This is a genomic window from Sphingobacterium humi (assembly GCF_009768885.1).
Classification (GTDB): domain Bacteria; phylum Bacteroidota; class Bacteroidia; order Sphingobacteriales; family Sphingobacteriaceae; genus Sphingobacterium; species Sphingobacterium humi.
The window spans coordinates 1-24,776 of the sequence record NZ_WSQA01000016.1; the positions used below are offsets into that span (position 1 = coordinate 1).

Below are 24,776 nucleotides of genomic sequence, written 5' to 3' on the forward strand. Positions count from 1 at the left end.
ATATACGCTCATTTAGTAACACAGATAGGATACCTTGCCAGTAATTAACCGAATTCTTCAATTGAACACGAATGGAGAAGGATTTTTTATGCCAAAATATTTATTTAGGACAGTACTGGTTCTACTTACCAAAAACTCTGCATTATTAATTACAGTTCACAACTTTTGATTTTAATAATGTTAAACGAGTAAAAAATATGGAGATTTCATAATTTATAAGTTAACATATAAGGGGGACATCAGTTTAAGTTATCTTATTTCAAATCTTGAAGGTTGTGATTGAATTTCGGACATTCTAAATGCTTAACCTACCAAGAATAGGATAGCACAATTATTATAATTCACAAAGAAAGGTGGAAAACATTAGTATTTTAACCTATAGATAGTACAATAACCATTATCTCTTTTATATTATATTTCCAAAGCCGGTTGAATCCATAGGAAAAACATATCGTGGCTTAGACTTTCTCAAGAAGCAATAATAAGATCGAATTCTACTATTTCGTGATGGATGCTTTATTCCATTCTACTTGATCGTTTTGAACTAGGATCCGAGATCTTCTTTCTGTTAGTTCAAGTCAAAATACCCGAAAAAGGAAGAATCATTAATAGATCGCAAAGTTACTTCGTCAGCTTGACATGCCCCTCGTGTTTTTCCCACACACCAAATAAAAAAAGAACAAAATGGGTATCCGTTCTAAGGAACAGAACCTCCTTCGCTACGCCATTTTAGTTATTTTTTTCTTTTGCAAGTCAAGCTCTTGACTCGTATCCCATTTGGCGATAATTAATTTTTTCTTTCACTTTAATTTTAAATGCCATGCAAAACAAATTCATCGCTCACGAACTCCGTTTATCATATCACAAGAACGACAAGTTGTCGGTATCGCACTTTTCTTCTGTCAATAATTCACGGAAGATGGAGAATGCATTCAGAGCAGTGTGGAACAGCAATGAAATTGACATACGCGAGAGCTTTTACGCCATTTATTTCAATAGCAAACTAGACGTAGTAGGTTATCACAAAATTGCTGATGGAGGTTTGGATATGGTTATGGTCGATATTCGCCTATTGATGTCCTGTGCCTTATTAGCAAATTCTACCCGTTTTGCAGTAGCCCACAATCATCCCTCTGGCAATCTTATCCCAAGTGAAGCAGATAGGCAGTTGACAAAGAAGATTGCAGCAGCTAGTCATCTGTTGGATATTCAAATCCTTGATCATATAATTCTAACCGACATAGGATATTATTCTTTTAGGGACAATGGTGATCTATAATCTCTATTGTCAACCTAATTATGTTCAGTAGAATCATTAATCTAGTCTGGTGTTGCTCCTATAATGCCTAGGGTGTACTGTTGAATTAATTAGGTTGAATTATGCTGATATATAATTTACTATATTTCTCTCAATCTAGAAATGCATCGTTAATGCTATTGGGATCAAATTAAAAGATTCATTTTACCTAACTTCAGGTAGTTGTTTTTAGAAAAAAAAGTATAACAATTTGTATAAAAATTCAGTCAAATATATTAACTGATTCGTTTAGAATAAAGTTATTGAGGTGTTCCTTTTAATTCGAAAACACCTCAATAAATTCTATTTTTTTAAGATAGGAAAACTTTTTAGTGGAATTTAAAATTACCATTATTGTATCCCATTTATCCTAATACTTTTAAGCAGCTTTGTTTTCGTTTTCGTCTTCAATTTCTAAAATTGCTAATAATAATAGGTATGAGCCTTTGTCTAATCCTAATTTTGATGCTTTTTCTTCTATACTTTTCATGTGGTTAAAGTTTAAAATTTAATATTAGTTATTGACAATTCATTTTATACAAGATTTATGCATTAACTAAGCTTTTTTAAAAAAATAAATTCAAAGATATAGGAAAATTAACCGAAGGTTTTTAGAAATAAATATCGAGAAAATAAAAGATGATTTAATCAAAAAAAATTTCAATAACATTTTATCTTTTGTCAGTACTGTCCTAAATAAATTTTAGGGTATTAAAAATCTATCTTGATGTTAAATAAATGAAGAACTGAGTCTTATTTGAGAAAAGTATCTTCTGTTTTCTATCAAAAGAGTTGAAACTGACCTTTTTTATCAGGTGGTTTTCCTGAAATAAAGGGATCGTCAGCCCATTTCCAAAGGTCAATTTTCACGAATATATTAAGCCTAATAAAATTGACCAGATTGGATAGATTCCAATCATATTTTGCTTTCTTTTGAATATACTTAAAAAGCAGTATTCCGATCAATGCAGTCCATATTTGGATGTAAACAGCATTTTCAGATGTACCTACGAAACTGGTTACTTTAAGCCGCTGTTTAAGGTGTTTAAAGAACGTTTCGATTTCCCAACGCTCTTTGTAAAGTGCTGCAACTGTTGCTGGTTTCCAACAGAAATTGTTTGTCAGGAACTCGTATTCTACTTTTTTGATGCTGTCCCAAACACGCACCAAACGTATCTTCTTCCCTTTATACCTTTGATTGGCAGCCCCATCAAGCTCAATGATCTGATCCTCAATAATTCCGTGAGCCAGAAGGTCTTCGCTTTTGACGGTTTTAACCACCGTATACTTCATGTTAGATTTTGCTCTGGTTACAAAGAAACAGTCGGTGCTGTCCAAAACGTTCATCCAGGCATAATCAACATAGCCACGATCTACCACAAGCACACAGCCTTTAGGAAATGACATGGTCTTGGCGACCTTCGATTCATGTTGTTTTCCATCGGTTATATGAACAAAACTAGGCATACAGCCATCGTAATCCAGTATGGTATGAAGTTTTACAGCACCCTTTGCACTACGGAATTTCGCCCAATCAAATACACTCAGACATAATGGGATAACTGTGGCATCCATTAATAATACCTTACGCTTTAACCTTTTCAATTCTGCTCTTTGCCGGGGATGCCGCTTCCACAATTGATCCAAAAGCTTATAGTAAAGATCCCTGAAAAGACCATGACTTCGATGAGCGTTCATGTAGGAAAGATTGGATTTGCTAGGTGTTCTGGAAATGCCCATGTGGCTCATATTACCCGTGGTGCTTCGAAGGCCATTGGTAATATCACGAACAGAATCTGCCGAAGAAAGATGGCAAAAAAGCATGCTCACAAAATGCGTCCAACTATTAATGCCCTTGTGATGCTTGTCAGATTGGTACTGGTGAACCAGTCTACCAAAAATGTCTCGGTCAATGAGGCCTAAAATTTGAGAAAATACGTTTATATTTACCATGGCGGTAGTGTAATTTTAGCGAATTAAATATAGCAATCCCTGCTATATAAATCCACCGCCATTTTTTCCCTTATTTAGGACGGTACTGATCTTTTGTATACTTTTTAGGACAATCATTATTGTTTGAAACGTTAATTTTCAAACCTATATCATAGCCATCTTCAAACACACTTTTGATGTCCATTAAATAGATTTAATTGATTCCAAATTGGCTTCTAGGATTACCATTGATTTAAAATGCTTTTATCAAAAGCATGAATTTGAATAGAGTGTTTAATCTGTATTATTATAAACTTTTCATTACTAACTTAAAGTAGTAGAATTTTAGATTAAGCGAATATTGGACTAGATAATTTCAAATTTATAGTACGTTATTGGCCTTAAGAGAGGATTGGTTTTTGTTAAAATTTAAATATCCGGATTTATGCTCAGTATATATTAATATTTTAAAACATAGCCTTTTCAACAAAGGAATGAAGATCCTTAATTTTGCGATATTGGTTTAGTTCATAAAACGTTTTTAGTATCTTTAAGCTATGGATGAGTTAAGCCATTTGCCGGTTGACAAACAAAAAGATATTCTTGAAATTGTAGAGATTATCAAGGAAATTGCTTTGCCTGAAAAAGTCATATTGTTTGGAAGCTTTGCAAGAGGAGATTGGGTTGATGATGAGTATGTTGAAGATGGAGCAACATATAGTTACCGGAGTGATTATGACTTTTTGATAGTTACGCAAGGCTTAAAGCTGAAAGAATTCGAAATTAGAAATAGAATTGAAAACAGAACAAGGAGGTATAAACATCCTGTTAATCCATTAGTACACGAGTTAGAACATATTAACTACGGTTTAGAGCGTGGACAATATTTCTTCAAATCCATCATTGAAGACGGAATTATACTGTTTGATAGTAAAAAAACTTTGTTTGTAAAGCCTCGATCTTTAACCAGAGAAGAGCAAAAGGCTCAGGCTTTGTTATATTACGAAAATTGGGTGGAAAGTGGCGTGAGGATGCTGGATTATGTTAAATTAATCTATATTTCTTCAATTGAAAAAAACTATAAATTAAATGAGGTTTTATTTTTTTTACATCAGTCTGTAGAACGTTTATACGCAGGTTTAGGTTTAATTTTCACTGGTTTTAAACCAAAAACTCATAGTATTAAAGAATATAGAAACTATACCAAATTTATTTCTCCTGAGATTAATAACATTTTCTGTTCACCTCCAACATATGAAGAAAAAAGAGTTTTTAATATACTTCAGAAGGGCTATATCGATGCGAGATACAAATCTGATTTTATGATTGAAAAAATTGATCTTGAAACTTTGATTCATAAAGTTGAAAGTCTTGAAAAACTAGTTGTACAAGTGTCTAAGAGCAAAATTAATTCACTTTAAATACCTTTTCTTGCCTTTCTAGGAGGTAAAAAATTAGGTATCTCTATTTCGAAATCGAGAATTTGGTTGGGCTGTATTTCTAATGCTCGACATATTGCCACAAGTCCACTTACTGAAATATTGTTTTTGCCACGAACAATTCTATAAACTTGACTATAACTAAACCCAGTCCGATCCTCCAAATCTTCTAATGTTAAATTAATTGACTTTGCTCTTTCCCAAAGCCGATCTCTTATTTTTTGTAGTGTCTCTTTCTCAATGTATTGTTCAGGCATAATCAAATAGACACTAAATATCTATTAATTATTATTCCAAATTTGGCATATTAATATTTATTTAACATATTTGTAAATCATTCATATGGTTAGGCGTGAGAAACCTAGAACCAATATGAATGCGAATTATAAACTTATACATTCCTAAAAAATATTCAGGGAAGGCCTCCCTTGATTTTAGGTCGCGTAGTTTCTCACGCCCAACCATGGCGCAAGGGAGCTGCCTTTCTTGTTTAATTACTTCTGAACAAGTATGTATTGTACATACTTATGACTTACTAATCTGTCCTCCAGAATAGATTAGATCGCTATAAAATTATCATAACAGGGCTCTCCTGTGAAAAAGATCACTTTAAAACAATACGGTCTAATTACTTAATGCTATCCAATTACCTTTAATATGGAAAAGTTTACTCAATTTAATATTCCTATGAATTTATTGCCATTTCCATCTCTCATTGATTCTTATAAATTCAAAATAGGACAAAATTTTATCCTTGCAATTTTTACTATTTGTTTCAGTTTATTTAGTTGCGTCAAAGCCTGGTCCCAAATCGGGACCGGTGCTTTGCACCAAAAAGTTGTACCTCTGAATGTTGGAGAGTTTCTCCCTGAGGAACTGTGGAATGTGCCTTTATCAGTCATCTCTAATCCCAAAGGGATAAGTAAGTCTCAACTATCTTCGCACCGAGGAAAACTTATTATTCTTGACTTCTGGGCAACAACATGTACAAGTTGTATAAAATCCCTCAGGAAATTTCGTAGCGTGCAATCCTCCAGAGAATTTTCAATTATACCCATCAGTTGGGAAAAGGCTGAAAGTATCGAAGCGTTTTTTAAAAGACAATTCACGCCTAACGAACCAATTTATTCAGTATACCAAGATGAGCTGCTAAAGCAATATTTCCCTTATAATTTAGTCCCCCATTATGTATGGATCGATCAGGATGGGAAAGTTGTGAATTTCACTTCCTCTATCAGTGAGGAAAGTATTCAGAAATATCTTGTTAATAAGTCGATTTCCGAACCGACGAAAATAGATATAAAACGAGGTGTCCCATTATTCCTTCGAGAAGAGCTGCTGGGGACGAATTACCCTGAGAGTTTTCAACTTTTTAGAAGAGGAACATACCATGGTCTTCCATCTGGCACACAAATAACGCAGCATGAAACTCCCCGCATACTGTTGACAAATGTTGATGTAATACGTATGTACCGGGTAATAGCTGGCAGCTATGCTCGTCAGGTATTGAAAGACTCAACTTTTCAATCCAGTAGATTTATAGTGAAATTCGTTCCCTCGGCTATAGATTTGGAATACCATAATCTAGACATTATTCTCCCTAGTGAAAAGAGTGCTATCCTGTTTGAATATGCTCTCAACTATTTAAATGAATTCTCAAGATATCATGGTGAATTCATCAAGAATGATAAAAATGAACTAACCTATATTTTAACACTTAAAAATGATTTGCCTCATGGGAAACCTTAAACAAATAACGCTCACTGGGATACTGATCTTTTTTTATTTCGCTATTCAGGCTCAACAGCCCGTAAAAATACAAATCAAAGACAGCCAGTCTGGAACCAGACTATCCCAAGCAAACATTACCTTTCTCGCAACTGATGAAGTGTATACATCCGATAAAAATGGAGAGTTGACAATAACATTGATTGGACAGCAAGATAGCATACGCGTATCGCATGCTTCCTACCATAGTAAATCCATACTGCTGAAAATTGATGGAAGGAAGCACATCGATGTATTTTTAGATCCTTTAAATAACATTATTGAGGAAGTTCAAGTATTTACGGGATACCAGCGTATACCAAAAGAACGAGCTACAGGTTCATTCGATCTGATAACCGAGTCTCAGTTGTCAAAGCAGGTAAAGAGCAATATCCTGGAAAGACTGGTTCCTATCACAAGCGCCATGCTAGTAGATGATCAAACTAGAGGCGGCGGACTGATGATTAGAGGAGTATCTACCATTCGTGGAAACCGGAGTCCCCTAATTATTTTAGATAACTTCCCTTACGAGGGTGATATAAATTCAATCAATCCAGAGGATATAGAAAGCGTGACAATACTGAAGGATGCCGCTGCAGCATCAATCTGGGGAGCAAGAGCTGGAAATGGGGTGATTGTGATTCAAAGTAAGAAGGGAAGATATGAATCGAACCTTAAAATTGACCTGACCAGTAATCTGTCAGTAACGCCAAAGCCACATCTTTATATGCACAAGATTGGTACACTAGCATTTATGGAAATGGAGGAAGAATTATTCGATCAAGGGTTTTATAACGCAAACCTTCAGTCTAATCGAACTGATCCTGTTTCTTCATACGTCGACCTCCTATACATGAAAAAGAAAGGGGCATTGACTGATGATCAGTTCGAAATAAAGAAAAAAGAACTCCAGGGATATTCTTTTGAAGAACAGTATAGGGCGCATGTCCTTCAAACTGCTTTAGAACAAAGAAACACCTTGTCCCTCCAATCCGGAGGACAGCGTTATCGAAGCAGGATGTCATTTAATTTTCAAGATCAAAAAAATGCATTAAAAGAATTAACCGATCAATGGAATATTCAGTCCAGTCAATCCTTCAGCCCGTTGAAAAATTTAGAGATTAACTTTGATGGTCAATTTTCGTTTAATAAAGTAAAGTCGGGCTACCCTGCAAGTGGTGAACTCGGCAATGGAATACTCTTCCCTTATACCGCGTTTAAAGATATAAGGAGTAACGACATCCCTTTTTATCCTGACTATAGAGGTTCGTACCTCGAAGGTTTAAATGGAAGCGGGCTTTTAGATTGGTCATATCTACCACTACAAGATGTAGAGCACAACAATTCCGAGGCAAAAAATAGACAAAACCGTCTGAATTTCGCAGCGGTTTACCGCTCTCCAATGGGATTAACCACAGAGGTGCAATATCAATACGCTGATATTCAGAATGATAATTTTCTTAATTATGGTATAGAGAGTTATTACACCAGGAATCTAGTTAATGGATTCGCACAGCGCAATGGAAATGAATTAAAATTTGCAGTGCCTAAAGGAGATATTTATGAATTTGACAATACCAGAATGAAGGTGCAAAACCTAAGGGGAATGTTGCGCTACGATAAGAACATCTTAAACCATCGTATAAATATGCTCGCGGGTGCAGAGATGAGAAAAACATTGTCATATAGGCAGCTCAATAGACTATATGGAGTGGATGGAGATATCCTTACTTCCACACGCGTAGATTATATAAATAGTTACAAAGATTATGTATCTCAAGATACTCGATTTATACCAAATAGGCAGTCCATGCAAGGAACTGATAATAGATATGTCTCGTTTTTTGCCAATGGTGCCTATAATTTTAAAGATAGATATACCCTCTCGGCGAGTGCACGCCAGGATGCATCAAATATTTATGGCGTCAATACCAGAAATAAGTGGAGCCCATTTTGGTCTTTCGGTGTCGGCTGGCAAGTCGATAAGGAACCATTTTTTCATATCAACTGGATTGATCGCCTAAAATTGCGCCTTTCACAAGGTACCAGTGGAAATACCGATCCTAATGCCTCGGCAGTAACCACCATACAATATACCATGACTTCACCATACACATTAGGGCCAATCGCAATTTTTAACTCGTATAATAACCCTGATTTGCGTTGGGAAAGAGTAAGAACTCAGAATGTAGGGCTTGACTTTTCAATTCTCTCTAATAAGATCACAGGAACCATTGAATACTACCACAAAAAAGCCGATGATTTATTGGGAACAGCAGTGGTAGATTATTCTGCAGGAATAGGAGGGAGCATGATAAAGAATGTGGCTGAAATTAAAGGAAAGGGTATCGACGTACAGCTTAGGACCCAAAATATTCAGCGCAATTTCCGTTGGAGCACCTCCATGAATTTTAGTCATAATTCAGATGAGGTGGTCGATTATTATCTTACCAATACACAAGGTTCAAGTTTTGTGAATGGAGGAGTAAGCGGCATTAAAGGCAGGCCAGTGAATAGTGTGTTTTCATATAAATGGAATGGTTTGAGTGGTACGAACGGGCTTCCAATTGGGTATCTCAAAGGAGTGGAAAGTCAAGATTATCGTAAAATCACAGGTAAGGACACCCAAGTTGAAGACTTGCAGTACCACGGTTCATCTCGGCCAACCTATTTTGGCGGGCTAATCAATAGTTTTTCTTACCGTGGTATCCAGCTCGAATTTGCCCTAACCTATAAACTTGGATATTACTTCAGGACCCAAGCCTTGGATTATGCGGAACGTAACATCGGCCTACATGAAAGTTACGATCAACGCTGGAAGGCTCCAGGCGATGAAATGCATACCCAAATCCCAGCATTTAACTTGGATATGTTCCCCTTCTATAGAAGTGTGTCGGCCCATGTGCATCGCGCGGATCATGTCCGCTTTCAGTATATAAACCTTGCCTACGCAATCGCTAAGGACAAATTAAAAGGACATGAAATTACATGCTTTATAAATGTAGACAACCTTGGGGATATCTGGATCGGTAATGATGAAAAATTGAACCTGCGGACACACCGCAGTGGTAGCATGTCTCTTCCTCCTACCTATAGTATTGGAACAAGAATTACACTTAATAAATAGTTAAGCCATGAAAAATTATAAATTTAACCTTACCTGGATGATGGTAGCGCTCTTAATTTTATCTTCTTGTGAGGATTTTTTAGATGCAAAATCAGATAAATCTTTAGCGGTACCAACCACTGCAAAGGACTTTCAGGCCATTCTGGATAATTATCCTAAAACATTGATTGCCGAACCCACCGACGGTGATATTGCTGCCGATGGATACTACATAAGTGATGCTACTTATGATGCCTTGCCGCTGGAGGATTTGAAGCTTAAATATACGTGGGAGCGTCATCATGTCCCTTTTACCAATGACGGCGCATGGAAACAAACTGCAGTCACCATATACTATGCTAACGTCGTTATTGAAGGAATAGAAGGGAAAAAAAATCGAAACCCGGAGCTCGACAATATACTAGGTCAAGCATATTTCCTTCGCGCAAAGAGCTGGTTAAATTGTGCTTTTATATACAGCTTGGCTTATAATAGCAAAACCGCAAATACCGATCTGGGAATACATCTTAGAAAAAACAGTAATTTTAATGAAGTCACTGTAAGAAGCTCCGCAGCGGAAACCTATCAAGCAATACTAAATGATCTAGATAAAGCAATTCAGCTTTTGTATGAAAAGTCACCTTTTCCCACCAGGTCTTCACGTGCGGCAGCATATGGGCTGCGTGCGAGAACCTATTTAGCAATGGGAGATTATCCTGCAGCTCTTGACAACGCACAAAAGTCCTTAGCAATTTATAATGTACTTCTTGATTACAACGCCTTGGATGCTCAGGCGAGATATCCCTTCGAAATATTCAATGCTGAAGTTATCATGGATACATGCATACCTGCCTCGACCATTCTTTCTGACACAAGAGCACGCATAACACCTGAATTATATAACCTATTTGAAGAAAATGACCTTCGAAAGACCCTGCTTTTTTCTCCAGTAGGACAGGAAATCTCCTACCGTGGGAGCTACCGAGGAAATATGTCCCTATTTGGAGGGATTGCAACAAACGAACAATACCTGATTAGAGCAGAATGTTTAGCAAGATTGGGGAAATCCCAACAGGCTGCTCAAGTTATGGATGAGCTCCTTTCCACAAGATACCGAACCGGAGCCTATAAAAAAATACAGATAAACGATGGTAACTTACTGCTTAACTTTATCCTCCAAGAGCGTAGAAAAGAGTTGATGTTTAGGGGCCTGCGCTGGGCTGATATTAAAAGGTATAACCTTGAAGGCGCAAATATCTCCTTGAGTAGAACGGTTCATGGAAAAACATACACCTTAGAACCGAACTCTCCAAAGTTCGCACTTCCTGTGCCCCAAGATGTAATCGATATTAGTGATGTGGTACAAAACCCGTATTAAAGACTTGTCGAAGATGATTAAAGAATAGGGGCCAAACGGCCCCTATCCAAGATACATAATAACGGAGTTGCTACTAGTACCCTTTTTGTGTGTTTGCATGATCTCGCAGATCGGCGGGTTCATCACCATACATACCAATTAGGTAATTTTCCAGCTTTGCCAAAGTGTTGACTGTATCAGGAACGATAAATTGACAAGGTAAATCCGTCTCCAAATTACAGGTGGCAGGCAAAGAACCTGGGTTCTGAACGTAATTGCTGCTGCTAAAGTTTGCTACATTTGGAAGGTCGGGTCCGATATATACCCAAGTGGTAGTCGCCAATTTTTCCTCTGCTTTAGGAACATTGATTCTAAAGGCGGAGAACATCATCACGGTAAGCAAACAAGCAACACCCAACAGAATTGCGCTGTTTTTAAATGTTTTACTAAAATTCATAATACTGGTCTTTTTTTATAAAAAGGTTGCCGCAAAACTTTTAGTTAAATAAATTATGAGGGTCATTTGGCAGACCAATAAGCCCGGCAATAGGGAATATCTGATAAACCTTAAGCCGTGGTTGGTTAGCGAAAAAATATTGGTATAGGTAAAGGTCGGAACCTTCATTGAGGAATATTGCTCTATTAGGTTAAGCCATTTTATGGAAAATTCATTCCTAAATTTAAAGTTTATGGATGGAGGGCGGTATTTAATTAGATCGATAAAAAAAATCCTAAACGTTGGGTAGATGAATAAGGAGGTTTTATTTTTGGAATAAAAGTTTTCTTTTTTGCTGTTGAATGCATGAACGTGAGATGCCTAGGAGATTGGCTTGCTCCACTTGAGTCGTACATCTATCGATATCCGGTAGCAGCTTGATAAAGAGTTTATATCGCTTGGAAGGATAGAGGCTCCAGCAGATATATCTTAAATGATGTAAAAACCGGACCTGCTGATGAACGAGCCTTGAAATTAAAGCACAAATGGCAGGGTCTTCTGGATGACAAGCTAATAAGGAGGAATAGGGAATAGCGATAATTGCCCCTGATCTAAGAGCAATCAGTTCACCAGAAATTTGGTTTTCGCTATAAAGATGGATCGTTGAAGAAAGAGCCATCCCTGAATAAGCCAAATTGATGATTTTTCGTTTTCCAAAAGGCGCATAAGAGATATGGGCCAAAAGACCACGACAAACAAAATAAAAATAATGTTTCTTGTCAGCGGTTTCTGATAAAATTTGATTCCGCTGGGTCCTAATAATTTTGCATTGCGATAGGATCCAAGAAATATTATCGCTGGTTAGCAAATATGATATATTCCAATGCTCAATGAAGAACTTGAAATCCTTATTACTTGGATATACCTTGTCCATAATTACAGCGACTTTCGACCTTCGAATATCACATTAATAAACTTTAAAATATTCCAAATCATTGTCAAACACCCTTTCCTCCAATTGAAACACATTTATGTGTCTAAAAAGTGAGCAAAATCCCTTTGGTATAGACAATTGCACCTTTGCCTATCAGACATTTTGAATTCTTATTCTTAAGGGACAAATTTGATTCAATCGATTGGAAGTCTTCATGGCCAGAAGCCGTAATCCCGATGCGAGATCGGAACTTTTATTCACTTTTCGATACGTATTATGACTAGTACAGACATGGAATCAGTTGTAGGAATTCTATCGAATTTGCCATTATCTGGTGAAGAACGATTGAAATTTATCCAAGATCAACCCGATGATCGGAAATGCAATATTGTATTTCCTTTTTAGAGATCTCACAGCGTATAGTGTCACATACGCTGTGAAATTTTTAGAATTTTTCATGCCGCATAAGTTCAAGTCACGATCGAGCCATTTAAGTAGTAAAGTGGGAAGACCAAAATTATCGAGCTTAAAAGCTGATCCCGAAAACTGGAAATTATTTGCTTATATGTCAGCAAATTTCCAGCACATCCTAGGAACCTTTGACCTAGAAAAACAATATCAATTATTTACGGACTACCAAGATTTTTCGGAGCACAGGGCGCAGACACCTGTGGCATGTATTGAAACAGTATTAAAAGATATACCTGCTTTGGACCAAAGCGACCCTAAAATGTGGGTGTCCTTCCATTTGGGAATCTATCAATTCCTTCCCCTGCGCTTATTGCTTCGTGGAATATCCGTATGTTTAATTGTATCCAAAACTGTTTTGCAGGAGTATAAAGTATTCTATGAGAATCTCTTAGCAAAATTCCCCATTTCAGGGCCCTTATACCTGCAAGAGGCAGAAGATCCTAGTATATTTTTTAAATTAAAGAAGAATCTTCAGAAAGGTTATCACATTTTCGTTTTTGCTGATGGAGCTTTTGGAAGTATAGATGATCCAAAAAGTAAACTTCAGGAAGTTGACCTATTACAAGGATCTATAAAGGTTCGTTGCGGATTTGTAAGAATTGCAATGATTTTTAACTTAAAGATCTTGAAAATTGTAGACCGATCTATTGACCCCAGTGGGCTTGAAGCCCCGAGCATAAGTGAAATTACGGGCAAGAAAAAAAAACATGGAAAAGATAATCACCAAAATATCATTCAGGATATCTATTCATCGTTTGAAGAGGATTTGTTAAAATGCCCACAAACATGGGAGACCTGGAGATACCTGCATCGGTACTACTATCCAAGCTCTTGCTTACAGTCCTGGAAAACGGATCATAGAATATTACCTATGAAAGATACGAATGAATATCTCTTGCTTGATAAATTTACCTACCGGTGGCATCGAATTGATGCTAAGCAATATAAAATTTTATCTTCTAGAATTTTTTAGCTAAAAATATTGTTAGTAAATTAGGATACTACGGTTATTTTTTTTACCACTGCCGATTATTATAAACCTACGTAAAACACTATGATTAAACAGCATATAGGGTTTTGGATAACTTATACCTTTTATTTCTATTTGATCAATTGGATGGGTAATCCAAATTTAAGTTTTGTTACGGTATTACTTTCTATCCCCATTTTTGCATTAATTTTTTATTCGCTTTCTTATATTCTTGATAATTATTTTGCACGAAAGCTATATTTAATAGCGCTTTGCTGGATTCTGCTTATTTATAGCATTATCGCATTAATATTAATTGCAGTGAATCAAAACCATTTCGGCCTTAGCCTAGTCTATGGTAATTACCTGGTCAAAAATAAAGCTTTCAATCCAATTCTTTTCCTGCAAAGTTATCTCATATTAATTGGACACTTTACCTTTCTGGCAGTTCTAGGTTTTCAATACAGAACGCGTCTTAAAACCCTTGAAGAAAAGAATCTTGAAATGGAATTGCGTTTAGATGAGAAAAGACTTAGGCAAGAATATGAATATGCAAGTTTAGCCCAGCAGGTTTCTCCTCACATGCTCGTGAATGTATTTCAATCATGGGCATATCAGATAAGATCTACACAGCCCAATATGGCTGAACAGATAAACCAAATGTATTTATTAATGCGATATTTTATGGAATCTAATAGCTCAGACACTCCAAGGACAATATTACTCGAGGATGAAATAAATATGGCTAAAAAATATCTTCAGATTGAAAGTAGCATTAGCTCTAAACCTTTATTTATTTCCTGGAATATTACCGGAAAGTTAAATGGAATTGTGCTTCCTCCAACAACCTTGTTGACATTAATTATGAATGTTTTTAAACATGGTGATGCCTATAACCACGATAATCCTGTGACAATAATCATTGAATCTACCATGGATTTGGTTAAAATACAAGTGCAAAATCCTGTGAATAAAAGAAGCCCTAAATTTACTAGTCATGGAGTAGGCTTAAATAATCTATCCAGAAGACTAGAAATGGTGTTTGGTGAAAAATTCGAGTGTGTGTGGGGCTTAAAGCCAGAGGGATTTTTTGTTGAAGTAGTAATTTATAAATACTGAAAATTAAACTAAGCATAACATGAAACAATGGACAGCAATAATAGTCGATGATCAACAAGCAAGTATAGATCATTTAGTAGAATTGATGGATGGTGTAGAATATGTTACGATTGTGAAAACATTTACAAATCCAAAAAGAGCCCTTACATACATGCGAATCAATCCGATAGATTTATTAATACTTGATGTACAATTAGGGGAAATGTCTGGATTCGAATTTTTGGAGTCGCTTCCTAAATTGAATTTTAAAACCATCTTATACACGGCTTACCCAGAATTTGAAGATCAAGGGTATCAGAAGAATGTCATTGATGTATTACTCAAGCCAGTTTCATCGATTCGATTAAAAGCGGGGCTATTACGGTTAGATACCCAAATGAAAAATGAATTTCCAGAGTTAAATGATCAAGACTCCCTTCAACATTTCGCTTCATACTTTAATATTAAAGGACCATACCGATATAGAAGGACTAACGTTCGTTTTATTAATATTACCCATGTAGAGAAGGCAGGAAATAGCGTGTGTATCTTTCTAAACAATAGTAGAGATCCATTGGTGTCTAATAGTTCTTTTGAGTTTATTATGGACAGGCTACCTAGCCGATGGTTTATTAAATGTGGTAAAGGGAGGCTGTTTAATGTTTATTATTTCCATTCGTATAGTCATAACCAAATCCAGTTGAATAATGTTGAAAAACTAATCCCCGTCGGTGAGCTGGCAAAACATCCCGAACTCAAGACCTTTTTAAATAGCAATATTATATAGATAGAAGATCCTTCGCTAAATAAGTGATTGTCATTTCTTACCATCTTCAATTTGGTATTGAAGACCATAAACCTATTGATTATGAACCTCGAAAGATTCAGAACATTTATCTGTTTAGAAGTTATTGTACAAGAATTTATCCATCATAAATTCCAACAAAACAACTATTTAAGCTGGATGAAAACTAGGGTACCCATCCTGGAAAATTGCTTTTCTTTAATTAAAAAAGAACTTAAAAATAATTGTGCCGATGAAAATAGAAAAGGTAACTTAATTGAGGCGTACATGGCTTTCTGTCAAAGAGCACCATTTCATTTGCAGGAAGTTAAAATGATGTGTCCTAAGTGTCCCGAGGATATTTTGACGTTAGAGAACGAATATATCCTCATCAGAGATCTCATTACGGATAACCTCCAAGATATGGCTAAAAACTTTGCTATGTTCAAATCAGCATGTAAAAATTCTGTATTACAGGACGCCCTAATATCTCTTTTTGCCAACATTGCACAAACTGTAAAATCAATTCCCCACCATGTTATAACTGCTCAAATATTGGATGGATGTCTTTACACTATGTCTATACCTCAAGTCAACTCAATGAAAAGAATCCATAATTACGATTATTTTTTCTATGTTTTTAAATTAGCAGCAAAGTGGGATTGGAATAAGCAAGTCGGAACATTTTTGCCAATCGAAAGACTAGTGATATATCTTAATTTCAACTCAGAAGGAATCGCAAATTATTTTATGGAAAAAATAAATAATGAGCTAGGTCAAATTAACAATCATACTAATCGACTAACAAACCTGTTGAAATTCCGTAAATTACTCGATCAGCTTCCAGCCTATAGAAAGACTCCGTATGATAAGCATGGACTGTCTGTAAAGAAACAGCTATTGAACTGGATTAATGCGGAGATTAAATTTCTTTATGAAGCTCCATCGGTTACAGTAGCAACTAAGCGGGAATTTTCTCCTTCTCCAATACCTTTATCCAATAAAGTGCTTTGTAAGTTATCAGGTGATCAGATAGCGATAGTATTGCGCGCAGCAGATGAAGTTAAAATAGTAGAATCTCGTTCCCTAAATATGGTGTATAAAACCATGATCCCTTATATCGCTACCGAAAATCGCACTACGCTCTCACCATCTTCTGTTCGAGTAAAGTCCTATCATCCCGAACATAACGATAAGAAAATGGTGATAGAAAAACTGAACCAGATGATTGAAAAGATTAAAAATTATTAGAACTTAATTTTAAAATTTTCAGGAAAAAGCTGTTTGAGATGGATGCTTTTAATCGTTAATTCAAAATACACAACTTTTTGGTAATGATGAGCTCAGCAAAAATGACAATAATGGTGCACATTACCAGACAAATGAATCAATATGATTACCGCTCAACCACCAGTAAATAGTGGGTACAAATTTATTGATGAACCAAGACTGGCCGATGTGATTATGGACAGGCTGTGAGCTTCCGTACAAAGAATTTCCCTAAAAAAAAATCATTAAGTTTGAATAATATAACTCTCGCCTAGTTGTGTGATGTCCGGTCTGGGGCGCAGGAAACTATTGGGAATATCTCAAAGCGAAACTGAAAAAAGAGAATAATGAGGTAATTGGTATTACTATCCTGTTGGAATTTTTAAACACCAGAAGGCAATAATAGTTTGGCAAATGCATGGGATTATAAGTGTATTTTTTATTGGGTAAACATTTCCTAGAATCAAGGCTAATCGTTTTATAGAGATGTTTACTTATTGTGCCGAGACAATAGATTGTGAAATTAAGATCACAAGCGTCCTAAATAAGAAAAAAATGGCGGTGGTTTAATATAGCAGGGATTGCTATATTAAATTCGCTAAAAATTCAACTACCGCCATGGTAAATATAAACGTATTTTCTCAGATTTTAGGTCTAGTAGACCGTGACATTTTCAATAAATTGGTTCAAAAGTACCAATCCGATAAGCATCACAAAGGAATCAATAGCTGGACACACTTTGTGAGTATGCTTTTCTGCCATCTTTCATCTGCGGATTCCGTTCGCGATATTTCTAATGGTCTGCGTAGTACTACAGGTAACATGAGCCATATGGGTATCTCTAGAACACCTAGCAAGTCCAATCTGTCCTACATCAACAAACATCGTGATCATCGTGTATTCCGAGACCTTTATTACAAACTTTTGGAACATTTGTGGAATAGAAATTCTCCTAGACGAGCTGAGCTTAACAGGCTCAAGCGAAAAGTATTTCTCATGGATGCTACTATTATTCCATTATGCTTGAGTGTATTTGACTGGGCTAAATTCCGCAGTGCTAAGGGAGCCATTAAACTTCATACTATACTTGATTATGATGGTTGTATGCCGAGCTTTGTGCATATTACAGATGGCAAACACCATGAATCTAAGATAGCCAAGACCATTTCATTTCCCAAAGGATGTGTGGTTGTTGTTGATGGAGGCTACGTAGATTATGCTTGGATGAATGTTTTGGACAGCAATCAGTGCTTTTTTGTCACACGCAGTAAAAGCAACATGAAATATACAGTGGTTCGATCATTTCAAAGTGAAGCCCTCAAGGAAAACAACATCATTATGGATCAGCTCATTGAGCTTGATGGGGATGCTAAGAAACACTATCAAGGAAAGAAGATGCGTCTAGTTCGTTTTTGGGACAGCATCAATAATGCTGAATATGAGTTCTTAACAAACAATTTTACCTGGAAGGCATCGACAGTGGCGGACTTATATAAGGAAAGATGGGAGATTGAAACTTTCTTCAAACATTTAAAACAGCGTTTAAAAGTAACCAGTTTTGTAGGGACCTCAGAAAACGCTGTCTACATCCAAATTTGGACTGCATTAATAGGAATATTACTCTTCAAATACATACAGAATAAAGCTAAATATGAATGGAACTTATCCAATCTGGTGAACTTTATTCGATTAAATATTTTTGTGAAAATTGATCTCTGGAAATGGGCAAATGATCCATTCTTTTCTGGCAAACCTCCTGATAAAATTGGACAGTATAAACTCTTCTAAAGAAAATAGTGAGGATATAATTTAATTTTTCAGAAAAAGCTTACCTAATTTATAGAAGAAGCCAGCTTTTTTTACATCCTAAATTTATTTAGGACAGATGTGAATTAAGATTAAAGCTTATGCTTTATTTTAATTATTAAAAGGAATAACAACTTCATAAGAAATTGCTCGAGCTGTTTTTACTGGAATTTAAGTTTCTCTATTCAATTGGCTACTATCCGTTTAAAATGATGTTGGTATGGGATAGAACAGGCGGAGAATTCAGCCGAAACGAAGTACTACATCAAGCTTGAAAACTTTACAGTAGCAATTGGGGATGTTATAAAGTTCACGATGACAGTGACATTTGATGTTATATAAAGATTAGCCCCAATCACGGTAGGGCCTTACAAGAAAAGCCTAGTGTCTTCCTCACTAGGCTTAAAACAGAATTCTAAGTTTGGCCGGGAGGCCCCTTAGACATTAACCAATTATTTGATAATTAAAGTTAACAAATCGAATTGAGAAACTGTAACATAAGTATTGAAACAAATAAGCCCCTTCCTGCAGGGGCTTGATAAACTAACAAATAGCACATAAATATAATTAGAAAAAATGCTTCTCAAAGATGAGCCTAACGGCTATTACTACGCTAGGCTCAATAATATCAATACTTATATGAGTATCAGATAAATATATATAAAAAAACATTAAAAATCAAAATCGGGGAAAAATGAATAAAGCAATTATTACAGCAGGGCTCCTCAACAATGACAGTGGGGCAGTGGTCAAGGAAAGGGAGGTCGACAAGGTCACTTTATTCACCGAAAAAGAAACTACTACCACAACAACCCGCGATGGCACAAAGATCCAGGTTACAGCAAAAAAGGAAGATTTAAAACCTGGGGTAACTTCCTTCGAAATTCTGCCGGCCAGCAGGTCAAAGCTATTCTCGATACACTTAATAAAACACTGACAATCGAAATAGAAACGAAACCGGAGCGAGTGGAAAAGGTGGAAAAAGAAAAGATAACCGAGCGCAAGGATGCCCCCAAGGAACGGAAAGAGGAAAAGCAGGATTCCACGAATAAGCAAGTGGCAATTGTGGCAGAACATCACCGAAATCAGGATCAATCATCAACCAGCAATGAAAGCAAGTCGAATGAATGGGCGGTGTTCGTCAGCAAGATAGGTTGAGGTATTGCTTTGCTTATTGTAATGGTGGGGGTGTTAGGGTGGTTTTTAAAGGGGGCGAAAGGAAAGTAAAGATGATCATTATATTAATAATATCATTATGCATAAGTTGGTATTTAATTTAGTGAGGTGACAAACTAAAAACAAACCCCGAACTAGAAAGCGGGGTTTGTCGGGAAAAATCCCTTCCAAATGTTTCCAAATGGACTTCCACCTACCAGCATCTAGTATGTGGGTACTAATTGAGAATTAGTAGTTTACATCGTGAATGAGACGATTTCAACTTTGTTAAGGTAGTAATTATATCACCCACCTGAATAAACATTAGGATATATTCCTAAATTATAAACTTCCTCGCCAATTTTGATTAGCCATTGTTTCCCATCAACGGTGTACATGGTCCACATTTCACCTTCTATTTCTTTATTACCCCCATCAGGAGAATAAAAAGGTTGTCCTTGAATTGTAACGGGAAATGTAATCTTTTTCCTATTGGTTTCAATTCCATCGCGCAATAACCCTTTCGCTGTTGACAGTATAGTTTCTAGTGGAATCTTTTTCATATAAGATAAACAATCGAAGTCGATAATTGTGTTCCATTATAATATCATTTAATAATTCTAAATTTTATGGTTTTAAAATATCTTAATAAGTATCAGGGTCGATGAATATTCTCCATTATAAGTGATTAGCTAGAACAATATGAAATTCTGCTTGTTAATAATATACACAATCTTAAAACATTCATTATGGCACTAGACACAGCAAACGAGGACAAAGTAAGCAAGACTATTGAGAGTCAGACAGCGAAAATACCTTCGGTGGTATTTTTGGGAGCTGCGCTTTTATCAATAGGGGTATCAGCAGCCCTTAAATGTATTAGATGGAAAGATGATAAAGATGCACTTTTTATCGGTCAATGGGCAGCACCATTTTGACTTCTGGGTATTTACAACAAGATTGTAAAAACAGAAGGACATGATTAATATTTAAGGCCCCACTAACCAGGGGCTTTTTATTCATATAATTTACTAAAAATATTAGTAATTTTGTTCCATGTCAGTACCAGCATGGGTAACCAGAAACAAAGAAACGCCTAGTAACATTGTTTCCCTCATTAAAACAGCGAAGGTAAACGGTTGCTGGATATTCCATGAAAGGCACCAAAGGTTCTATACTCCGGAAGAATTTGAAGAGAACTGGGATAAGGTAGTGCAATCGGACGGCAAGGTTAACAACTTCAAGGAATTCAAGATCGTAAACCCTATGTATGCAGTACGCTTGTGTGCAAGATGGGTCGATATAGCCAATCAAAGGCAACAGGAGGTCCTAAAGAAGCTGGAAGGGTATAATGGGGAGTTTAAGAAGAAAGCCTAAAAGTGAGTTAACGTTTCAATTTCAGTGCAGATAACCTTACTCCGATAAACATAAACGCAGTGAAAGCTACATATAGCACAGTGAATGTTGAGTGTGTTGTGTTTAACGATAACACTAGTGCAAAAAACATGTGAAGTAAAGCGGAAACGATCATTCCGATTGTTCCTATAATAAAGAATGGGTGAAATTTATTCATGGGGGTAGATTGGTTTGTTGTAAGGGAAGATACAAAAGTAAAACGAGAAATCCTAACGGCATGGCTAGACTTCTAATAACTTAACTTCGTTTTAATCTTCTCTCAATAATATTTAATATGATTATGCTAATTAAAACTGAAAAAGTTACAATAAATCCATATATACCCTTAAATTTTTTACCAACAAAAAGCAAATTGTAAAGGCCTATCAGTAAACAAATTATTGAGATAGCTATAATTATTTTGCGGAAAACTTGTAGATTCATACCCAAATATACTACTTTCCGTTAAACAACAATACCTTTCTCGGTTGCTCTCTCCCCCTTCAAATCTGTTGGAAAAGGTTTTGTATCTTTGGGTTAAACTTAAAGAACTAGATTATGGACAATACATTTATTAATAGGCCAGTGCTTTGTTTTAATTTTTCAAAAAGCTTTTAAGCTTTGGAAAACTATTCTGATTATCAAATCTTTGAAATATACTGATTACAGCTATCACCATCAACTTCTTGAATAATTTCCCTTAATGCTGAATATACATCTTCTGTGTTTTTGGGATCATATTGAGCAATCCATTCTTTAATCATAATTTTTTAAGGGTTTTTATGAGCATTCTTAAACTCTCTTTTTTTGGCGCATCAGGAATCCATGAGCTTAATTCCTTAATATTGAATTTTTGTAGCCCTTCAGGATCCATTCGCAAGTCTTCCATTAAAAAATCATATGTCAGGGATATGCTTCGTAGAGTAAGTCTTGTTGTGCTGATTATTTTATCAAATAATGCTTTTTCAGGTGAGGCTACAAGGGCAAACTGTCCATATCCACTTCTAAACTTTTTATTCCAAAGCTGTAATATGGTGAAGGCATAAACCGGTATGTAAACCTTCCAACAGGCGTTTTGATTTTTTTTGAAAGTTTCATCTTGACTGAACTTATTTCAAAGACGCGCTCAGGTATAAAGTTCCAATAGGAAAGAGCAGTTTCAAATGATACATAACTTGACCCCATAAATAATTTGCTATTAAAAAGGGTTCGGGTGCTGTTAAATCTATATTTCTGCCGGGAATATATAGCCCTCTTTTTAATAGTATCCGATTACCATTTTTTATAAGTTCACTAATTTTGTCATTCGACCTTTTGTATTCTTTAATCATATACAGCATGACCTGTCTTGTAAACAGGGCATTATTAAACTGTTTGGCTAAAATCGAAAGTCCATTATTGTTGAAATGTTTTATTAAAATCGGAAAGAATCCGATTAAAAGCAAATAATTATACAATATAGTTGGCATTATACTTGGTTGATAATCTGATTATTATGGCATTGGGCTTATACTGGCACTAGGTACACTGCTTGATCGTTCTCTAGAGATGTAATCTCACTAAAAATTGTTCAATTAAGTGAGTTTTGATTATAGAATGCGCCGTGTAGACCACATCTATAAATGGGTACTCCATCAGATCTCTGTGATTCGCAGGCTTAGTGACTTTATGCACTTTGTGTCTCAATCCACTATGGTACCGAAATAAGGAACATTTTCATGAAAATACTTCAATGAAGTAGTTGATTCCCTTTTGGATATTAGCGACCGGTTGATAAGGTAGGCAAAACACCTAGCGCTAGGTATTTATCCACATGCTTTGTTGGATTAGCTTTTTTGTAGGTATTAATCTATTGGAATATGAAAAAAGTTGCTAAAATTATGGTGGGCATCATTGGGATAATGTGTTTGCTTACTGTGCATGTGCGTGCACAAAAGAACATTAAAGAGTTCAACGTAGCGGAAGAAGCAATATATAAAAAGTTAATTGACGACAGTAGGGCGATGGGCGGTATACCGTTTAATCTAGCCCATAACGATGAATGGACGGATTCTCGTATAAAAACAGAAATTGATCACCGCAAAAATGCAATCAATGCATGTGAAAAACGTTTACAAGCCTGTAAAAATGCTCTAGGTTCCTTGCCGGATGCTCCAAGCTTAGAGGTTAGCAGTAATGCGCATTTAAGAGAGCATACACAAAGGGCGTTCATAAATGCCTGATATCCTGACTTGATAAGAGATTTTAAAAATCAGCTCAAACAGCTTGAAGACGGGTTGAGCGAGAGAGCTAGACTTAAAACTGCTGTACCATCTGCCTATAGCCCTACCCAAAATGTTGGAGGTAGTAACTCGAGTACGCAGTTCGGAATCATGTCTTCAGAAGGTTCCCCTCGGGTAACGTTGTACGGGCAACTGCAATCACGACTACAAAAGTCGATGATTTTCGCAGTGCCTCATCTTTCCAGGGAGGGTTGAGCAACAACAAAGAAGAGGAAGTTTTCAAGAACGACTGGGGAGAGTAATTTCAGAAAGTATACGGTGACGAACGAAAGATGGATTTGTCGGCATTTGACTGTAACGGAAATCTGGTTATGAAAGCCGACGAAATCAATACATAGTTCATCTTTTGGAACATAGAGTTCCAGAAGAAAAAACAAGCTTTGTCGTAGCAATAAGACAAATTAATTATGAACTATTATTTAAATAAACTTAGGACCTATCATGAGGTTCACAAAATGTATCGAGAAGGTAATTCGATACGCAAAATTTCAGAACAATTAGGGTTGAATTGGAGTACGATAAAAAAGCTCTTATCCAAAGACGACCGAAGTTACCAATAAGAACTATAACAGCCTATTTCTAAGTAAAAACTTCTTAATCGCTTTCGAGATATTGTACGGGAAAAACTGGAGCTATACCACGATTCTTCTGCTGCACAAATGTTTGATTGGGTTAAAGAACAACACTCTGACTTTCCATCTGCTACTGCCAAAACGAAATAAAACTTTGTGCAGGCTATTCGGGCGGAATTTAATTCCTAAAGTGAGTCCTGCTCGTGATTTTCAGATGGTTGAAGAGCCTCCTTAAGGTAGTCAAACTTAGGTAGACTTTGGTTTTTATAATATGATCACCACAACAAATAAGCAAAAACAATTAAAGATTTTGGTACGTGAAAGAATTGCAAAGTGGATTTTGTAAGAAGTTTGTTTACTTTTTATATTTGTTCGTTATTTCAAACAAAATGATTATTTTTGTTTGAAATAGCGAACATTTAAATGAGAAAGCAACCTGTATTACCCAAGTTTAAAGTTATATTGGAACAGATGGGCGAGAATATCAAACTTGCACGTAAACGCCGTAACTTGACTGCTGTGCAAGTAGCAGAGCGCGCAGGTATAGCACGATCTACTTTGTATTTGATAGAAAAGGGTGATTCAAGTGTGGCTATGGGAGCATATTTCAACGTATTACGTGTCTTAAGTCTACAAGATGATTTTTTAAAATTAGCAGCAGACGATGTTTTCGGGCGTAAACTTCAGGATTTAGATTTGTTGTAAG

Annotated in this window: 24 protein-coding genes; 17 read left to right on the plus strand and 7 right to left on the minus strand. The window is 36.0% G+C overall.

The window, feature by feature from the left end; genetic code table 11:
- Positions 1 to 820: 820 nt before the first annotated feature.
- Positions 821 to 1,279, plus strand: coding sequence for a JAB domain-containing protein (locus tag GQF63_RS17360; protein WP_160370516.1), 459 nt, complete (start codon positions 821 to 823; stop codon positions 1,277 to 1,279).
- 801 nt (positions 1,280 to 2,080) lie between these two features.
- Here the strand turns inward: GQF63_RS17360 and GQF63_RS17365 are convergent.
- A complete protein-coding gene (locus tag GQF63_RS17365; RefSeq protein ID WP_160370517.1) occupies positions 2,081 to 3,250 on the minus strand; it encodes an IS4 family transposase in 1,170 nt (389 codons plus the stop codon).
- Between the two features lie 536 nt (positions 3,251 to 3,786).
- Here GQF63_RS17365 and GQF63_RS17370 point away from each other — a divergent pair.
- Positions 3,787 to 4,650, plus strand: coding sequence for a HEPN domain-containing protein (locus GQF63_RS17370; protein ID WP_160370518.1), 864 nt, complete (start codon positions 3,787 to 3,789; stop codon positions 4,648 to 4,650).
- On the opposite strand, the gene GQF63_RS17375 is transcribed toward GQF63_RS17370, so the two are convergent.
- A complete protein-coding gene (locus GQF63_RS17375; RefSeq protein ID WP_160370519.1) occupies positions 4,647 to 4,925 on the minus strand; it encodes a helix-turn-helix domain-containing protein in 279 nt (92 codons plus the stop codon). The two genes, GQF63_RS17370 and GQF63_RS17375, sit on opposite strands and share 4 nt — an antisense overlap.
- 400 nt (positions 4,926 to 5,325) lie before the next feature.
- Between GQF63_RS17375 and GQF63_RS17380 the strand changes: the two genes are divergently transcribed.
- The 3 genes from GQF63_RS17380 to GQF63_RS17390 are packed head-to-tail and all read left to right on the plus strand — an operon-like array spanning position 5,326 to position 10,919.
- The gene (locus GQF63_RS17380; protein ID WP_160370520.1) at positions 5,326 to 6,417 is read left to right on the plus strand and encodes a TlpA family protein disulfide reductase; all 1,092 of its coding nucleotides are present in this window, start codon (positions 5,326 to 5,328) and stop codon (positions 6,415 to 6,417) included.
- Positions 6,404 to 9,562, plus strand: coding sequence for a SusC/RagA family TonB-linked outer membrane protein (locus GQF63_RS17385; protein ID WP_160370521.1), 3,159 nt, complete (start codon positions 6,404 to 6,406; stop codon positions 9,560 to 9,562). The genes GQF63_RS17380 and GQF63_RS17385 overlap by 14 nt, the downstream gene beginning before the upstream one ends.
- 7 nt (positions 9,563 to 9,569) lie before the next feature.
- Positions 9,570 to 10,919 (plus strand): RagB/SusD family nutrient uptake outer membrane protein, encoded by a 1,350-nt coding sequence (locus tag GQF63_RS17390; protein WP_160370522.1) that lies wholly within the window; start codon positions 9,570 to 9,572, stop codon positions 10,917 to 10,919.
- Between the two features lie 73 nt (positions 10,920 to 10,992).
- Here GQF63_RS17390 and GQF63_RS17395 read toward each other — a convergent pair whose 3' ends face one another.
- Together GQF63_RS17395 and GQF63_RS17400 are read right to left on the minus strand one after the other, a co-directional pair.
- The gene (locus GQF63_RS17395; protein ID WP_160370523.1) at positions 10,993 to 11,355 is read right to left on the minus strand and encodes a hypothetical protein; all 363 of its coding nucleotides are present in this window, start codon (positions 11,353 to 11,355) and stop codon (positions 10,993 to 10,995) included.
- Between the two features lie 304 nt (positions 11,356 to 11,659).
- The gene (locus GQF63_RS17400) at positions 11,660 to 12,268 is read right to left on the minus strand and encodes a Crp/Fnr family transcriptional regulator (RefSeq protein WP_160370524.1); all 609 of its coding nucleotides are present in this window, start codon (positions 12,266 to 12,268) and stop codon (positions 11,660 to 11,662) included.
- A 370-nt stretch (positions 12,269 to 12,638) separates the two neighbouring features.
- Here GQF63_RS17400 and GQF63_RS17405 point away from each other — a divergent pair, with 370 nt between their 5' ends.
- The 7 genes from GQF63_RS17405 to GQF63_RS17435 all read left to right on the plus strand — a co-directional run bounded on the left by GQF63_RS17405 (position 12,639) and on the right by GQF63_RS17435 (position 19,824).
- Entirely contained in the window at positions 12,639 to 13,712 is a 1,074-nt protein-coding gene (locus GQF63_RS17405) for a hypothetical protein (protein WP_212592634.1), read from the plus strand.
- Positions 13,713 to 13,793: 81 nt separating this feature from the next.
- On the plus strand, positions 13,794 to 14,828 hold the full coding sequence (locus GQF63_RS17410; RefSeq protein ID WP_160370526.1) for a sensor histidine kinase: 1,035 nt from the start codon (positions 13,794 to 13,796) through the stop codon (positions 14,826 to 14,828).
- Between the two features lie 19 nt (positions 14,829 to 14,847).
- Positions 14,848 to 15,594, plus strand: a complete 747-nt coding sequence (locus GQF63_RS17415; protein ID WP_160370527.1) for a LytR/AlgR family response regulator transcription factor — start codon at positions 14,848 to 14,850, stop codon at positions 15,592 to 15,594.
- Positions 15,595 to 15,675: 81 nt separating this feature from the next.
- Positions 15,676 to 16,842, plus strand: a complete 1,167-nt coding sequence (locus GQF63_RS17420) for a hypothetical protein (RefSeq protein ID WP_160370528.1) — start codon at positions 15,676 to 15,678, stop codon at positions 16,840 to 16,842.
- A gap of 636 nt (positions 16,843 to 17,478) precedes the next feature.
- A complete protein-coding gene (locus GQF63_RS17425) occupies positions 17,479 to 18,648 on the plus strand; it encodes an IS4 family transposase (protein WP_160370529.1) in 1,170 nt (389 codons plus the stop codon).
- Positions 18,649 to 19,360: 712 nt separating this feature from the next.
- Positions 19,361 to 19,603: a hypothetical protein gene (locus GQF63_RS17430; RefSeq protein WP_160370530.1), complete on the plus strand. Its 243-nt coding sequence runs from the start codon at positions 19,361 to 19,363 to the stop codon at positions 19,601 to 19,603.
- A 29-nt stretch (positions 19,604 to 19,632) separates the two neighbouring features.
- Entirely contained in the window at positions 19,633 to 19,824 is a 192-nt protein-coding gene (locus tag GQF63_RS17435; protein WP_160370531.1) for a hypothetical protein, read from the plus strand.
- 302 nt (positions 19,825 to 20,126) lie between these two features.
- On the opposite strand, the gene GQF63_RS17440 is transcribed toward GQF63_RS17435, so the two are convergent.
- Complete coding sequence (locus GQF63_RS17440) at positions 20,127 to 20,384, minus strand: hypothetical protein (RefSeq protein WP_160370532.1); 258 nt, start codon at positions 20,382 to 20,384, stop codon at positions 20,127 to 20,129.
- A 186-nt stretch (positions 20,385 to 20,570) separates the two neighbouring features.
- Here GQF63_RS17440 and GQF63_RS17445 point away from each other — a divergent pair, with 186 nt between their 5' ends.
- Positions 20,571 to 20,759, plus strand: a complete 189-nt coding sequence (locus GQF63_RS17445) for a hypothetical protein (protein WP_160370533.1) — start codon at positions 20,571 to 20,573, stop codon at positions 20,757 to 20,759.
- Positions 20,760 to 20,877: 118 nt separating this feature from the next.
- On the plus strand, positions 20,878 to 21,198 hold the full coding sequence (locus tag GQF63_RS17450) for a hypothetical protein (protein WP_160370534.1): 321 nt from the start codon (positions 20,878 to 20,880) through the stop codon (positions 21,196 to 21,198).
- 659 nt (positions 21,199 to 21,857) lie between these two features.
- On the opposite strand, the gene GQF63_RS19900 is transcribed toward GQF63_RS17450, so the two are convergent.
- Together GQF63_RS19900 and GQF63_RS19730 are read right to left on the minus strand one after the other, a co-directional pair.
- Positions 21,858 to 21,980, minus strand: coding sequence for a hypothetical protein (locus tag GQF63_RS19900; RefSeq protein ID WP_281346850.1), 123 nt, complete (start codon positions 21,978 to 21,980; stop codon positions 21,858 to 21,860).
- 345 nt (positions 21,981 to 22,325) lie between these two features.
- On the minus strand, positions 22,326 to 22,685 hold the full coding sequence (locus GQF63_RS19730; protein ID WP_212592635.1) for a hypothetical protein: 360 nt from the start codon (positions 22,683 to 22,685) through the stop codon (positions 22,326 to 22,328).
- A 390-nt stretch (positions 22,686 to 23,075) separates the two neighbouring features.
- On the opposite strand from GQF63_RS19730, the gene GQF63_RS17455 reads away from it, so the two are divergent.
- From GQF63_RS17455 to GQF63_RS17465, 3 genes are all read left to right on the plus strand, one after another.
- Positions 23,076 to 23,438: a hypothetical protein gene (locus GQF63_RS17455; protein WP_160370535.1), complete on the plus strand. Its 363-nt coding sequence runs from the start codon at positions 23,076 to 23,078 to the stop codon at positions 23,436 to 23,438.
- Between the two features lie 467 nt (positions 23,439 to 23,905).
- A complete protein-coding gene (locus GQF63_RS19975; RefSeq protein WP_160370536.1) occupies positions 23,906 to 24,058 on the plus strand; it encodes a helix-turn-helix domain-containing protein in 153 nt (50 codons plus the stop codon).
- Between the two features lie 435 nt (positions 24,059 to 24,493).
- On the plus strand, positions 24,494 to 24,775 hold the full coding sequence (locus GQF63_RS17465; RefSeq protein ID WP_160370537.1) for a helix-turn-helix domain-containing protein: 282 nt from the start codon (positions 24,494 to 24,496) through the stop codon (positions 24,773 to 24,775).
- Position 24,776: the final 1 nt, after the last annotated feature.

What these genes read in the sequence shown, in the direction of transcription:
- GQF63_RS17360 (WP_160370516.1), top strand. Translation starts at nt 821, where the DNA reads ATGCAAAACAAATTCATCGCTCACGAACTCCGTTTATCATATCACAAG.
- GQF63_RS17365 (WP_160370517.1), bottom strand. Translation starts at nt 3,250, where the DNA reads ATGGTAAATATAAACGTATTTTCTCAAATTTTAGGCCTCATTGACCGA.
- GQF63_RS17370 (WP_160370518.1), top strand. Translation starts at nt 3,787, where the DNA reads ATGGATGAGTTAAGCCATTTGCCGGTTGACAAACAAAAAGATATTCTT.
- GQF63_RS17375 (WP_160370519.1), bottom strand. Translation starts at nt 4,925, where the DNA reads ATGCCTGAACAATACATTGAGAAAGAGACACTACAAAAAATAAGAGAT.
- GQF63_RS17380 (WP_160370520.1), top strand. Translation starts at nt 5,326, where the DNA reads ATGGAAAAGTTTACTCAATTTAATATTCCTATGAATTTATTGCCATTT.
- GQF63_RS17385 (WP_160370521.1), top strand. Translation starts at nt 6,404, where the DNA reads ATGGGAAACCTTAAACAAATAACGCTCACTGGGATACTGATCTTTTTT.
- GQF63_RS17390 (WP_160370522.1), top strand. Translation starts at nt 9,570, where the DNA reads ATGAAAAATTATAAATTTAACCTTACCTGGATGATGGTAGCGCTCTTA.
- GQF63_RS17395 (WP_160370523.1), bottom strand. Translation starts at nt 11,355, where the DNA reads ATGAATTTTAGTAAAACATTTAAAAACAGCGCAATTCTGTTGGGTGTT.
- GQF63_RS17400 (WP_160370524.1), bottom strand. Translation starts at nt 12,268, where the DNA reads ATGGACAAGGTATATCCAAGTAATAAGGATTTCAAGTTCTTCATTGAG.
- GQF63_RS17405 (WP_212592634.1), top strand. Translation starts at nt 12,639, where the DNA reads ATGATCGGAAATGCAATATTGTATTTCCTTTTTAGAGATCTCACAGCG.
- GQF63_RS17410 (WP_160370526.1), top strand. Translation starts at nt 13,794, where the DNA reads ATGATTAAACAGCATATAGGGTTTTGGATAACTTATACCTTTTATTTC.
- GQF63_RS17415 (WP_160370527.1), top strand. Translation starts at nt 14,848, where the DNA reads ATGAAACAATGGACAGCAATAATAGTCGATGATCAACAAGCAAGTATA.
- GQF63_RS17420 (WP_160370528.1), top strand. Translation starts at nt 15,676, where the DNA reads ATGAACCTCGAAAGATTCAGAACATTTATCTGTTTAGAAGTTATTGTA.
- GQF63_RS17425 (WP_160370529.1), top strand. Translation starts at nt 17,479, where the DNA reads ATGGTAAATATAAACGTATTTTCTCAGATTTTAGGTCTAGTAGACCGT.
- GQF63_RS17430 (WP_160370530.1), top strand. Translation starts at nt 19,361, where the DNA reads ATGAATAAAGCAATTATTACAGCAGGGCTCCTCAACAATGACAGTGGG.
- GQF63_RS17440 (WP_160370532.1), bottom strand. Translation starts at nt 20,384, where the DNA reads ATGAAAAAGATTCCACTAGAAACTATACTGTCAACAGCGAAAGGGTTA.
- GQF63_RS17445 (WP_160370533.1), top strand. Translation starts at nt 20,571, where the DNA reads ATGGCACTAGACACAGCAAACGAGGACAAAGTAAGCAAGACTATTGAG.
- GQF63_RS17450 (WP_160370534.1), top strand. Translation starts at nt 20,878, where the DNA reads ATGTCAGTACCAGCATGGGTAACCAGAAACAAAGAAACGCCTAGTAAC.
- GQF63_RS19900 (WP_281346850.1), bottom strand. Translation starts at nt 21,980, where the DNA reads ATGATTAAAGAATGGATTGCTCAATATGATCCCAAAAACACAGAAGAT.
- GQF63_RS19730 (WP_212592635.1), bottom strand. Translation starts at nt 22,685, where the DNA reads ATGCCAACTATATTGTATAATTATTTGCTTTTAATCGGATTCTTTCCG.
- GQF63_RS17455 (WP_160370535.1), top strand. Translation starts at nt 23,076, where the DNA reads ATGAAAAAAGTTGCTAAAATTATGGTGGGCATCATTGGGATAATGTGT.
- GQF63_RS19975 (WP_160370536.1), top strand. Translation starts at nt 23,906, where the DNA reads ATGAACTATTATTTAAATAAACTTAGGACCTATCATGAGGTTCACAAA.
- GQF63_RS17465 (WP_160370537.1), top strand. Translation starts at nt 24,494, where the DNA reads ATGAGAAAGCAACCTGTATTACCCAAGTTTAAAGTTATATTGGAACAG.